The 13,240-nt window shown below is 36.4% G+C and carries 10 protein-coding genes and 1 riboswitch; of the genes, 8 read left to right on the top strand and 2 right to left on the bottom strand.

Going from position 1 to position 13,240, the window contains the following annotated elements; genetic code table 11:
* Positions 1-44 precede the first annotated feature (44 nt).
* Together JOE44_RS18625 and JOE44_RS18630 are read right to left on the bottom strand one after the other, a co-directional pair.
* The gene (locus JOE44_RS18625) at positions 45-2,312 is read right to left on the bottom strand and encodes an aconitate hydratase (protein ID WP_209786737.1); all 2,268 of its coding nucleotides are present in this window, start codon (positions 2,310-2,312) and stop codon (positions 45-47) included.
* Between the two features lie 319 nt (positions 2,313-2,631).
* Entirely contained in the window at positions 2,632-5,415 is a 2,784-nt protein-coding gene (locus tag JOE44_RS18630; protein WP_209786738.1) for a bifunctional aconitate hydratase 2/2-methylisocitrate dehydratase, read from the bottom strand.
* Positions 5,416-5,702: 287 nt separating this feature from the next.
* Here JOE44_RS18630 and JOE44_RS18635 point away from each other — a divergent pair, with 287 nt between their 5' ends.
* The 8 genes from JOE44_RS18635 (at position 5,703) to JOE44_RS18670 (ending at position 13,232) form a co-directional block, all read left to right on the top strand.
* The gene (locus JOE44_RS18635; protein WP_245169810.1) at positions 5,703-6,473 is read left to right on the top strand and encodes a WG repeat-containing protein; all 771 of its coding nucleotides are present in this window, start codon (positions 5,703-5,705) and stop codon (positions 6,471-6,473) included.
* Between the two features lie 163 nt (positions 6,474-6,636).
* Positions 6,637-6,726, top strand: a riboswitch (TPP riboswitch).
* 60 nt (positions 6,727-6,786) lie between these two features.
* On the top strand, positions 6,787-8,904 hold the full coding sequence (locus JOE44_RS18640) for an outer membrane beta-barrel protein (RefSeq protein ID WP_209786740.1): 2,118 nt from the start codon (positions 6,787-6,789) through the stop codon (positions 8,902-8,904).
* 230 nt (positions 8,905-9,134) lie between these two features.
* On the top strand, positions 9,135-9,887 hold the full coding sequence (locus JOE44_RS18645; protein WP_209786741.1) for a hypothetical protein: 753 nt from the start codon (positions 9,135-9,137) through the stop codon (positions 9,885-9,887).
* Entirely contained in the window at positions 9,875-10,417 is a 543-nt protein-coding gene (locus JOE44_RS18650; protein ID WP_047381641.1) for an acyl-CoA thioesterase, read from the top strand. The genes JOE44_RS18645 and JOE44_RS18650 overlap by 13 nt, the downstream gene beginning before the upstream one ends.
* 78 nt (positions 10,418-10,495) lie before the next feature.
* A complete protein-coding gene (locus JOE44_RS18655; RefSeq protein WP_245169811.1) occupies positions 10,496-10,882 on the top strand; it encodes a GxxExxY protein in 387 nt (128 codons plus the stop codon).
* A gap of 46 nt (positions 10,883-10,928) precedes the next feature.
* Positions 10,929-11,858: a 2-hydroxyacid dehydrogenase gene (locus tag JOE44_RS18660; protein ID WP_209786742.1), complete on the top strand. Its 930-nt coding sequence runs from the start codon at positions 10,929-10,931 to the stop codon at positions 11,856-11,858.
* A gap of 303 nt (positions 11,859-12,161) precedes the next feature.
* Complete coding sequence (locus JOE44_RS18665) at positions 12,162-12,335, top strand: hypothetical protein (RefSeq protein ID WP_209786743.1); 174 nt, start codon at positions 12,162-12,164, stop codon at positions 12,333-12,335.
* 24 nt (positions 12,336-12,359) lie between these two features.
* Complete coding sequence (locus JOE44_RS18670; protein WP_209786744.1) at positions 12,360-13,232, top strand: hypothetical protein; 873 nt, start codon at positions 12,360-12,362, stop codon at positions 13,230-13,232.
* The last annotated feature ends 8 nt before the right edge of the window (positions 13,233-13,240 follow it).

Below are 13,240 nucleotides of genomic sequence, written 5' to 3' on the forward strand. Positions count from 1 at the left end.
TTCTAGTGAAGCCGCCTTTATATTAATTAATCTAACAATTAATCTTATTTTTCCTGTTGTTTGATCAGGTTCAGAGCAGAACCTGCCTTAAACCACTCAATTTGTTGATCGTTGTAAGTATGGTTGGCCATGACGATATCTTTAGTTCCGTCAGCATGAACGAATTCTAAAGTCAATTGTTTTCCTGGAGCAAACTGGTCAAGATCTAAGAAGTTTACCGTGTCATCTTCCAGGATCTTGTCATAGTCAGCTTCATTAGCGAAAGTAATTCCAAGCATTCCTTGTTTTTTAAGGTTGGTTTCGTGGATTCTCGCAAATGATTTTACCAATACAGCTTTCACACCAAGGTGTCTAGGCTCCATTGCAGCGTGCTCTCTTGAAGAACCTTCACCATAGTTCTGGTCTCCCACAACAATTGTTGGAACGCCTGCTGCTTTGTAAGCTCTTTGTACAGCCGGAACTTCACCGTATTCACCGGTTAATTCGTTTTTAACCTTATTGGTTTCCATGTTGTAAGCATTTACAGCTCCAATCAACATGTTGTTTGAAATATTATCTAAGTGACCTCTGTATTTCAACCATGGTCCAGCCATAGAAATGTGGTCGGTAGTACATTTTCCGAAAGCTTTGATCAATACCTTAGCGCCCTCAATGTTTTTACCATCCCAAGCCGGGAATTCTTCTAATAACTGCAGTCTGTCTGAAGTAGGGCTTACGTTAACAACAACGCTGGAACCATCTTGCGAAGGAGCCTGGTATCCGTTGTCATCTACAGCAAAACCTTTTTCAGGAAGCTCAAAACCTTTAGGCTCATCAAGCTTTACCTGTTCACCTGCTTCGTTAGTTAAAGTATCTGTAATTGGGTTGAAATCTAATCTACCTGAGATGGCAACAGCAGCTACCATTTCAGGAGAAGCTACAAATGCGTGGGTATTTGGGTTACCATCTGCTCTTTTGGCGAAGTTTCTGTTAAAAGAGTGAATAATGGAGTTTTTCTCTCCTTTTTCCGCCCCTTCTCTGTCCCATTGCCCGATACATGGTCCACAAGCATTGGTAAAGATTCTTGCATTTTCAAATTTTCTGAAAGAATCTAAGAAACCGTCTCTTTCCGCTGTGAATTTCACCTGTTCAGAACCAGGGTTGATCCCTAAAATAGCTTTAGGTTTTACTCCTTTTGATACCGCATCTTCTACAATGGAAGCCGCTCTTGATAAATCTTCATAAGAAGAGTTGGTACAAGAACCGATAAGTGCCCACTCAACTTCTAAAGGCCACCCGTTAGCCTCAGCTTTAGCTCTGAATTCAGCAACTGGAGTCGCCAGGTCCGGAGTGAAAGGTCCGTTTAAGTGTGGAGTCAGTTCAGAAAGGTTAATTTCTATTAATTGGTCGAAATATTGTTTCGGGTTGGCATATACTTCAGCATCACCCGTTAAATGTTCAGCAATTTTATCGGCAGCATCTACCACATCCTGTCTTCCGGTAGCGGCAAGATATCTTCTCATAGAATCATCGTATCCGAAAGTAGACGTTGTAGCTCCGATTTCTGCACCCATGTTACAGATGGTACCTTTACCTGTTGCAGAAAGTGATTCTGCCCCTTCACCGAAATATTCTACGATACATCCTGTACCTCCTTTTACGGTAAGAATTCCGGCTACTTTTAAGATCACATCTTTTGCTGAAGTCCATCCGTTCATTTTACCGGTTAATTTTACCCCGATAAGTTTAGGCATCTTAAGCTCCCAGGCCATTCCTGCCATTACGTCTACGGCATCAGCACCTCCTACACCAATCGCTACCATTCCAAGTCCTCCGGCATTTACAGTGTGAGAGTCTGTACCGATCATCATTCCGCCAGGGAAAGCATAATTTTCCAGTACTACCTGGTGAATGATCCCTGCTCCCGGTTTCCAGAACCCGATTCCGTATTTATCACATACAGAACTTAAGAAGTTGAATACTTCGGAGTTTTTGTTGATACCTTCCTGTAAATCTTTGTCAGCACCTACTTTTGCCTGGATCAGGTGATCCGCATGAGCTGTTGAAGGAACCGCTACTTTAGCTTTTCCTGCCTGCATAAACTGTAAAAGTGCCATCTGAGCGGTTGCATCCTGCATGGCTACTCTGTCTGGCGCAAAGTCTACATAAGAGTTTCCTCTTTCATATTCTTGTGTAGCATTTCCTTCCCAAAGATGGGTGTAAAGAATTTTTTCTGAAAGGGTAAGAGGTTTTCCCACGATTTGTCTTGCTGCTGCAATTCTTTCCGGGTAACGCTCATACACTTTTTTGATCATATCAATATCAAAAGTCATATCGTATTTTAATTTTGTTCTTTTTCCGTTAATGCTTCTTTTTCTCTGGTATTTGAAAAAGAAAAATCACTTTTAATGCATCAAAAAACGTTCCTATAATCCATAAATAGGGTGTTTTTGGCTTTAAAATCAATAGATTTTATAACTTTCAATTTAAGAAAAAATAGAATTTATTTTCCGAATTTTATCGAAAAAAAAACGTAACTATCTTAAAATAGAAACGTTCTAAACAAAAAATTGGAAGATTTTAAATCCTAAAGGACCAAAATCTTCCAATGATATAGTTTAAAATAGGTCTTTCGACGTATTTATTAATCTCTTAGTGAGCGCTTGTACTTGTCAATTCCTTAATAGAAGGAACAAAAGTAGTAAGGTCAATACCCTCAACAGCAGCTTTGTACTCATCAATGCTAGGAATTCTTCCGATAATCGCAGAAAGAACCACAACCGGAGTTGAAGCAAGCAGAGATTCTCCTTTTTTACGTTCAGAATCTTCCACTACTCTTCCCTGGAAAAGACGGGTAGAAGTCGCTAAAACAGTGTCTCCTTTTGCTGCTTTTTCCTGGTTACCCATACAAAGGTTACATCCAGGACGCTCAAGGTACATTACGTTTTTGTATTCAACACGAGCTTCTCCTTTTGGAGCATTATCATCAAATTCAAATGCAGAATATTTTTCTAATAATTCCCAGTCTCCTTCTGCCTTTAATTCGTCAATGATGTTATAAGTAGGAGCAGCGACTACAAGAGGAGCGCTAAATTCTACCTTTCCTTGTTGTTTTTCAATGTTTCTAAGCATCTGAGAAACGATCTTAAGGTCTCCTTTGTGAACCATACAAGATCCTACGAATCCAAGGTCTACTTTTTTCTCGCCTCCATAATAAGAAAGATCTCTGATGGTATCGTGAGTATATCTCTTAGATACATCATCATTGTTTACATCCGGGTCAGCAATCATTGGTTCAACAATTACATCAAGATCTACCACTACTTCTGCATAATATTTAGCGTTGGAATCCGGAGTCAAAGCAGGTTTTTCTCCTGATCTGATTTCTTCAATTCTCTTATTTGCTTTATCAATTAATCCCTGAAGAACTTTGTTGTGGTTGTCCATACCCTTGTCAATCATGATCTGGATTCTTCCTTTTGCAATTTCCAGTGATTCGATCAGAGTATTATCTTCAGAAATGTTGATAGAAGCTTTTGCCTTCATCTCAGCAGTCCAGTCTGTAAAGGTAAATGCCTGGTCAGCAGGAAGTGTTCCGATGTGAACCTCAATGATTCTACCCTGGAATACGTTTTCTCCTCCAAACTGCTTCAACATCTGAGCCTGCGTTGCATGAACCACATCACGGAAATCCATGTGTTCTTTCATGTTTCCTTTGAAGGTTACTTTCACAGATTCCGGAATTGGCATTGAAGCTTCACCAGTAGCTAATGCAAGAGCAACAGTTCCTGAGTCAGCACCGAAAGCCACCCCTTTAGACATTCTTGTGTGAGAGTCACCACCAATGATGATAGCCCACTCATCTACAGTGATATCATTCAGTACTTTGTGGATTACGTCAGTCATTGCGTGGTATTCACCTTTCGGGTCACGGGCTGTAATCAAACCGAACTCGTTCATGAATCTCATTAGCTTCGGAATATTAGCCTGAGCTTTCTTATCCCAAACAGAAGCGGTGTGACATCCTGACTGGTAAGCACCGTCAACGATTGGCGAAATCACAGTTGCTGCCATGGATTCAAGCTCTTGAGAAGTCATAAGACCTGTCGTATCCTGAGATCCAACGATGTTTACCTGTACACGAACGTCTGAACCAGCGTGTAAAACTTTCCCTGGAGTAGTTCCAACAGCATTTCTATTGAATATTTTTTCTACAGCGGTAAGTCCTTGTCCTTCATGAGAAATTTCTTTTGACGGAGCAAAAACAGCAGGAGCTTCAACTCCTAAAAGCTGAGCTGCAAATGTCTGTAGTTTTTTACCAAATACAATAGCGTAAGATCCACCCGCTTTGATGAATTCCATTTTTTGCGGAGTGAAAGATTTGGTAAGGTCGATCAATTCTTTATCGCCGTTATATAATTTCTTTTCTTTTGTATTAATCGTTAAAACGGTTCCTGTAGCTACTGAATATGCTTCTTCAAGAACAATGTCACCATTTTCGTTACGAATTGGGTTTCCGTTTTCGTCAACTTTCTTTACCCAGTTTTTAAGGTCAACACCAATACCTCCGGTAACGTCTACTGTGGTAAGGAAAATTGGGGAAATACCATTTGTTCCTCCTACAATTGGAGCAATATTTACGAATGGTACATATGGGCTCGCCTGTTTTCCTGTCCAAAGAGCAACGTTATTTACTCCGGACATTCTTGATGAACCTACACCCATTGTTCCTTTTTCAGCGATAAGCATAACGCTTGCATCAGGATGTTGAGCCTGTAAAGCTTTAATCTCTTCCTGAGCCTGAGGAGTAATCATACATTTACCATGAAGTTCACGGTCTGATCTTGAGTGAGCCTGATTACCCGGAGAAAGTAAATCTGTAGAGATATCTCCTTCACCTGCAATAAATGTTACTACTTTAATTTCTTCAGCAACTTCGGGAAGTTTTGTGAAAAACTCTGCTTTCGCGTAGCTTTCAAGAATTTCTTTTGCAATTTCGTTACCGCTATTGAATGCTTCCTTCAGACGGGTAGTGTCTGCTTCGTAAAGGAAGACCTGTGTTTTAAGAACATTAGCCGCTTCTTTAGCAATTGCTGCATCATTTCCTAAAGCAAGGTCTAACAACACTTCGATAGAAGGTCCACCTTTCATATGAGATAATAATTCAAAGGCAAATGCCGGAGAAATTTCTTCTACTAGAGATTCACCTAGAATAATTTCTTTTAAAAATTTTGCTTTTACTCCCGCTGCACTTGTCGTTCCGGGTAGTGTGTTATAAATGAAAAATTGAAGAGAATCTGATCGGTCAGCATTACCTGAATCTTTAATTTGCGTAATAATTTCGCTTAGTAATTCAGCACCATCAATTGGCTTTGGATGAAGCCCCTGGGTTTTTCTTTCTTCAATCTCTTTGATGTAATCCTTATAAATACTCATAATAGAAGGTCTTTCAAAATTAAAGGTAGGCCTGCTTCTTCTTTATCGGTGTGTATAAATACAGTTAATGACATTTTGAGTTCTCGCATTTTGATGCAACATTAACCGAATAAAGTCAGCATAATCTACACTTTTCCAAAAGTTTTTTAAAATTATCAAACAATTCAAAATGTTCCCAAAATTACGAAATTTTACTATTTTATAAGAATGAAATTATTTAGATTCTTTATAAATATGAATTTTATAATATCTATTTTTGGTCGTATTTTTGTAAGCAAATGGAGAATATGAAAAATATCCTGAATGTTTTATGTGTTTTTATTTCGATTTTCGTTTTCTCTCAGGCTCAATCTGTGAAGAAAATTCCTGCGAAGAAAGGAACAAAAAGCACGGTTAAAAAAGCAGTTGCAGCCAATAAAGCTAATGCTGATCTGGTGGTCATCAATAAAGATCTTCCTCTTTTGATTCCTAAGAAGAAAGGGGATCAGTTCGGGTATGTTAACCAGAATGGGAAATTTATTATTCAGCCGGAATATCATATTGCCGTATTTTTTTATGAAGACTGCAATCTTCTGAATTCACCTAATGAAAAGGTCAGAAAATTTGGAACAAAAGAGTATGCGACGGTAGAGAAAAATATGATTTCGTACCGTGTAGACCAATCGGGAAAGAGAGTATATCAGTTCAAAGAAGCAGATTTTGGAAAATGCAAATTCGAAAAATATAAACAACAGTTGTTTCAGGCCTATATTCTCAATGGCTTTTATGGGATTATTGAAAAATCAAAGTTTGTGAATGCCGCTGATTACAGACAATATCAAATCTATCCTCAATATCAGTATCTGTTTATTCTGGAGGGAGATGATGTAGCTAATCCTATGATTGTGGCTTCCAATAATGATAAATTCGGAGTTATTGATGTCAACAATAAGATTGTTATTCCGTTTGAATACTCGAATATTAAAAGAAATTTCAGCTGGAAACTGGGAAAAATGTTTGAAGTAACAAAAGATGGCTCAAATTATTACTACATCGACTCCAACAACAAAACTTACTAGATAATTATAAATGATGAATGATTTATTTGATAACTCCTATTTTTCATCGTATTTTTCCATTGCGTAACCCGCAGCCTAAGACCCTGTATCTCGCACCTCGTAACCCGTTATCCCGAATCTCGAAACCCGAATCCCAATTCATATATTTTTTGTATTTTTGCCGTTGAAATAAAGGGGTGCTTTAACAGGCTGAGATTATACCCAACGAACCTGGAACAGGTAATGCTGTTTAGGGATGTGTCTTTCTAAGACGCTGAATTGTATAATATCTTATCGATCCCCTTTTATTCATTAAATGTCAAAGATTTATAGAATGAAAGGATTATTTTTTTTAGGGCTTAGCGTAAGCTCTGTAGCTTTTATCCAGGCTCAGAATAAAGATTCTCTGAAGGTCAGGGAAATTGAAGCGGTCAACTTTACTAAAAGACTTCCGGTTGCAAAGGAAATCATCAATGTACAGAAAGATTTAGACGGGAAAAATCTGGGACAGGATCTTCCTATCCTTTTAAAAAATCAAACTTCTGTAATCTCCACCTCAGATGCGGGAAACGGAGTGGGATATACTGGTTTTAGAATTCGTGGAGTTTCAGGAAGTGCCATTAATGTAATGATGAATGGTGTTCCGTACAACGATTCTGAAAGCCAGGGAACATTTTTTGTAAACGTTCCGGATTTAACAAGTTCTGCCTCACAGATTGTCATTCAGAGAGGAGTGGGAACTTCCAATAATGGTGTTTCTGCTTTCGGAGCAAGTATCAATGTACTTTCCAAAGATCCGGAAGAGAAGTTTTATTTTAAAACCGACGACAGCTACGGATCATTTAATACCTATAAATATTCAGCTGAAATAGGCTCCGGGAAATTCTGGAACAACCGTCTTTCTGTAATGGGAAGATATACCCATATCCACTCTGACGGATATATCGACAGAGCTTCATCCAATTTACATTCTTATAATTTTACCGCTTTATTTGAAGAGGGAAATACGAAGCTACGTTTAATGGCTTTCGGAGGTAAAGAGAAAACGTATCAGGCTTGGAATGGGATTGATCGTAAAACATGGGAAACAGACCCGAAATTCAATGTTTCGGGAGCAATTTATGATGCCAATTGGGAGAATATTGTAAGTTTCTATGACAATGAAACCGATAATTACAGACAGAATCATTATCAGTTACTTTGGGAGCAAAAATTCAGTGACCGATGGAATCTGGAAACAACTTTTCATTATACCAAAGGAAAAGGATATTACGAAAACTATAAGCAGGGAAATCTTTTTTCAAGATATAATCTGCCTGATATCATTGAAGGTGGACAGACCATAAAATACTCTGATTTTATCAGAAAAAAATGGCTGAATAATGATTTCTATGGTATGGTTTCTACCTTGTACGGAAAGTTTGAAAATCTGGATCTGAACTTTGGGGCTGTTGTGAATCAGTATTACGGAAGGCATTACGGAAATGTTACCGGTGTATTTTTTCCTCAGATTGATGAAAGTGAATACTACAGAAACCGCTCGGTAAAGAATGAAGTGTCTGGTTTTGCAAAAGCATTATTCAGAGTAGATAACTTTGAATTCTTTGGTGATTTACAACTAAGAAAAATTAATTACAATACCAAAATCCTGATGGCAGGTGATGGTGAAGGTGCGGATTTAAGCAAAAACTGGCTGTTCTTTAATCCAAAAGCCGGGGTGAACTACCGAATTGAAGGAGGGAAGGTATTCCTTTCTTATGCTCATGCCCACCGTGAACCGAACAGAGATGACCTGATGGCCAATAATGATGTGAAAGCTGAAAAACTTCATGATATTGAAGCTGGTTTTGAAAAACAGTTCGGAATCGTATCACTTACTGCGAATGTTTACTATATGTATTATGTGAATCAGTTGGTTTTAAACGGAGAATTGAATAACGTAGGAGCATTCATCAGAACAAACTCAGGAAAGAGCTACAGAAGAGGAGTTGAGGTTGGAGCTTTGGCTAAACTATCCAAACAATGGGAAGTTTCCGGGAATGTAACCTTAAGCCAGAACAGGAATCAGGATTTTAATATTCAAAATGGGGATACTCCTAAAAGCCTTGGAAATACACAGATTTCATTTTCTCCGAATGTAATTGCTAATTTGAGCTTGAAATTTAATCCTACAAAAAATTTCCAGTTTGTTGTAATGAACCAGTATGTGGGAAAACAATATCTCGATAATACCGAAGATGCAAACTTACAGCTTAAAGATTATTTTCTGACAGACTTTAATGCGCAATATCAGTTTAAAATTGCCAATAATGAAATCGCTTTAAAACTGTTGGTGAATAACCTGTTCAACAAAAAATATGTGAACAATGGATCTGTATATGAAGGACAGCCCTACTATTTTTCTCAGGCAGGAACAAACTTTATGTTTGGGGTGAGTTGGAAGATTCAATAATCGTGAAAAGGCAAAAAAGGTTTTGAAAACAGATCTGTAGGATCATAAATTTGACCTTTTATTTTTGACTGTTTTACCATTTTCATAACAATTGTTAAGCTTAAAAAAAGAAGTTTAAATAACCGTATTCCTATTTTAATACGGAATAATCAAAGGACTGTTTCGGCAGTCTTTTTTATATCCATTAAATTTTACAAAAAGTCACGAAAAAGTTATAAATTTGCTGCCAAATGAATATTTCAGCATACATTTTAGAATATTTAAAACAATTTGGAACTGCCACGGTTCCAGGCTTCGGGGTGTTTTCACTGAAAAATTCCAAGGCAATTATCAATTCCGAAAACGGAAGCATCCTGCCTCCGGCCAGTCAGATTGAATTTACAATAGACTACGAAATACAGGCTGAAGATCTTACTGCTTTTATTGCAGGACAGAAACAGATGTCCCTGGAAGCTTCAAGAAGTGATCTTAAGATCCAGACTGATTTTTGGAAGAAAAAACTTCAGGCCGAACAGGTTCTTGAAATTCAAAACCTTGGAACAGTTTTCATTGAAGAAGGGCATACCCATTTCAAAGGAAAAAGAATAGAATCCGGACGTCCTGACTTTTACGGACTGGAAGAGATTCGTTTTTCAGATATCAATAACGGGGAAAAGGTAAAAACTTTAGTGAACCGCGAAAAAGATTTTAAATTCAGAAAAACAATTCTCTGGGTTTTCCTTCTGATTATTCCGGTTCTAGGAATTTTATATCTGGCATTTACCCAGCAGGAACTTATTTTTGGAAAAAAATCTTTCAAGAATGTTTCCGTACAGACTTCTACCCATCGAATTGTAAAAGATACAGTAAAGGTGATGGTACATACTCCGCAAACACCCGTTTCAGATTCTTTGAAAAAAGATTCATTAGCAAAACCTGCCGGAAAAGCAAAACAATCTGCCCCGGCCGCTCCAAACAACACTAAGAATAGATGGCAAAAATAAAAAAAGCGTCAGAATCTCTGACCATTATGACCAATATCGTTCTTCCGAACGAAACCAACTCTTTAAGAAACCTTTTCGGTGGTGAACTATTAGCAAAAATGGACCGTTGTGCGTCTATTTCTGCAGCAAGACACTGTGAAAGAAGAGTTGTAACAGCTTCTGTAAACCACGTATCTTTCAATCATCCGATTCCGGAAGGTGGAGTAGTGGTATTGGAATCTAAAGTTTCCAGAGCATTCTCTACTTCCATGGAAGTGTATGTGGATGTATGGTTGGATGATCCGATCAATCAGAAGAAAATTCACACCAATGCCGGTATTTATACCTTTGTTGCTGTAGATGAATTCAACCGCCCGATTCCTATCCCGGAAATGGTTCCGGAAACAGAAGAAGAGAAAGAAAGATTTGCTGCGGCTTTCCGTAGAAAAGAACTTTCATTGATTCTTTCAGGAAGAATGAAGCCTCTGGAATCTGTAGAACTTAAAAAGTTATTCCAGGAACCACAGGAGTCTAAAAAAGACAAAAAGTAAAAACACAAAAAACACAAATGTCTAGCACGAATTTTCACAAATGGTTTGTGCCTGATCAAATGAAAAAAAATAATGAAAATGGATATTTCAGAAAATGATATATCAAAAATTGTTTATGAGGCCGGGTATATAGTTCATAAAGCGTTGGGACCTGGACTTTTGGAAAGTGCTTATGAAGAATGTCTGTTTTATGAATTAAATAAACATGATATTCTTGTAGAAAGACAAAAACCGATGCCATTAATTTATGATGAAATTAAAATGGATGTTGGCTATAGACTTGACTTTTTAATTGAGAAAAAATTTGTGCTGGAGATAAAATCTATAGGATCATTACAGGATATTCATTTAGCACAAATACTTACCTACCTCCGCCTAAGTAATTGTAAACTTGGAATGCTAATTAACTTCAATACACTCCAGTTTAAAAACGGTGTAAAAAGAGTTATCAACGGGATATTATAATTTGTGCTATTTGTGCAACCAATTTGTGCCATTTGTGTTTAAAAAAATGAAAATACTTCTTTTAGATAAAAACCATCCTCTTATTACTGAACAGCTTCTGGCTCAGAATTTTATATTGGAAGAGGATTTTACGTCGTCTTATGATGAGGTTTGTGATAAAATTGAGAATTACGACGGTATTATTATCAGAAGCCGTATTCCTTTAGACAAAAACTTTCTGGAAAAAGGTAAGAATCTGAAGTTTATTGCAAGAGTAGGAGCCGGAATGGAAAATATTGATATTCCTGTTGCCGAAAAACTGGGGATTCAATTGATCAATTCTCCGGAAGGAAACAGAGATTCTGTAGCAGAACATGTAGTAGGAATGCTGCTTGTTATCATGAACCGACTTTTTATAGCTTCTCAGGAAGTGAAAAACGGGATCTGGAAACGTGAAGAAAACAGAGGTGATGAGCTGTTAGGAAAAACAGTCGGATTAATTGGGTATGGAAATATGGGGAAAGCTACGGCTAAAAGACTTTCCGGTTTTGGATGTAAAGTGATTTTCCATGATATACTTCCAGGCCTTTCTGATGAATATGCCTCACAGGTTTCACTGGAAGAACTGAAGCAGTCTGCAGAAGTTGTAAGCTTACATATCCCTTTAACTTCGGAAACGCATTATCTTATTGATGAAACTTTCATTGCAGAAATGAAAAACGACTTCTATTTTGTCAATACAGCAAGAGGAAAGAATTTGAAAACTAAAAGTTTAGTGGAAGCATTGAAGTCTGGGAAAGTAAAAGGTACCTGTCTGGATGTATTGGAGTATGAAAAGTCTTCTTTCGAGAATATTGAGGCCGAAAATGAAGATTTAAAATATCTTCTCGAATCTGAAAAAGCCATTGTAACGCCACATATTGCTGGCTGGACGCATCAGAGCAAAGAAAAGCTGGCTCAGTTTATTGTAGATAAAATTGTTGCTTCACATAGTTAGGCAAAGAAAAATAATAAGATAAAAAGCGAATTTACGAAAAGTGAATTCGCTTTTTTATTTACTATGAACACTTTTTTAATTGTTGTCGCTGTATGACTTTTTGTTGTATTTACAGTGGGAATTAGCAGTAAGAGAAAATTTAAATGTTCACTAGAATATGAATCATTTAAAATGGGAAAGACTGAGGATTAGTCTCTCTGTATAAACTAAGAAGAAATCTACCACTTTATTTTTTATAATAAAATTCCCTAATGATTGAATAATTGTATATATTTATAGTCCAATTCTAAAATATTTATTATAATGAAAAATTTAAGACAAGTTTCAAAAGAGCAATTAAAAAAAGTTTTTGGAGGAACAGGTCCTCAGGCTAACTGTCATTGTAGTCCATCGGGATCAGGAAAACCTGCGATAGATATTATTGCTGATAATGCGGTTGATTGCTTTAATAAATGTGAGGAGTATAGAAATAATTAAAATTTTTCAATTTGCACTTCACAAATGAAACAGTCATTTTTAGGTAAGAGGATATTCTGTATCCTCTTATTCAGTTATTCAGTATTATCATCTCAAAAAATTACTATTATTAATAACAATACCGGGTCGGTTGCTATTAAAAATAATAAGACAGAAGTGATATTAAAAGAAGGGAATAAAAAGGAATTCTCAGGTATAGTAAATAAAATTTCAATTAAAGGGACTCAAGATCTGGATAGATCTTTGACGATATATCTTGAACCTACCGAAAAATTAATATTAACTATAAAGAATAATACAATTGTTTATCAGGGAGATCAAGCCGCTATTAATGAATATCTCAATGAAAAATTAAATGTAGATACATATGGGAAAATGAAGGACTATTTACAGGCAAGTGAAAAAAAGAGTTTGAGTCCTTTAAAAATAAATTCCGAATTATTTCTTACAAACATTTTAAAGAAAGTAAATTTAAAATCTATAATTATTTCTTCAGAAGATACTAATTCTACGAAAAAAATAAAAACTCATATAAAGTATAACTGGCTTTATACCATTTTTTCTTCTGTTATTAGCTTAAAGGATAAAAATTTCAGCAAAGAAGTTATTAACTATTATTATCAGAAATATATTGAATCGGATATTACAGAATTCAGCTGCAATGGAGCATTCCAATATAACGTTATGGAAATATTAATAAAAAATAAAGATATAGTATCTGCTCATTTTCCGATGTATACTATTGTTGAACATTCTGATTCTGATAATATAAATCAGTATCTTCCAAAAACTTGTCAAAAATATTTTTTTTTCAATAAATACCGTTACTTTGAACATATTAATGACCCTCAGAAAGATTATTATGAAAAAGTTCTAAATGAAAAATTTACCGATTAATTAATATA

Origin of the sequence: Chryseobacterium sp. PvR013, from assembly GCF_017833095.1 — a bacterium.
GTDB lineage: Bacteria > Bacteroidota > Bacteroidia > Flavobacteriales > Weeksellaceae > Chryseobacterium > Chryseobacterium culicis_A.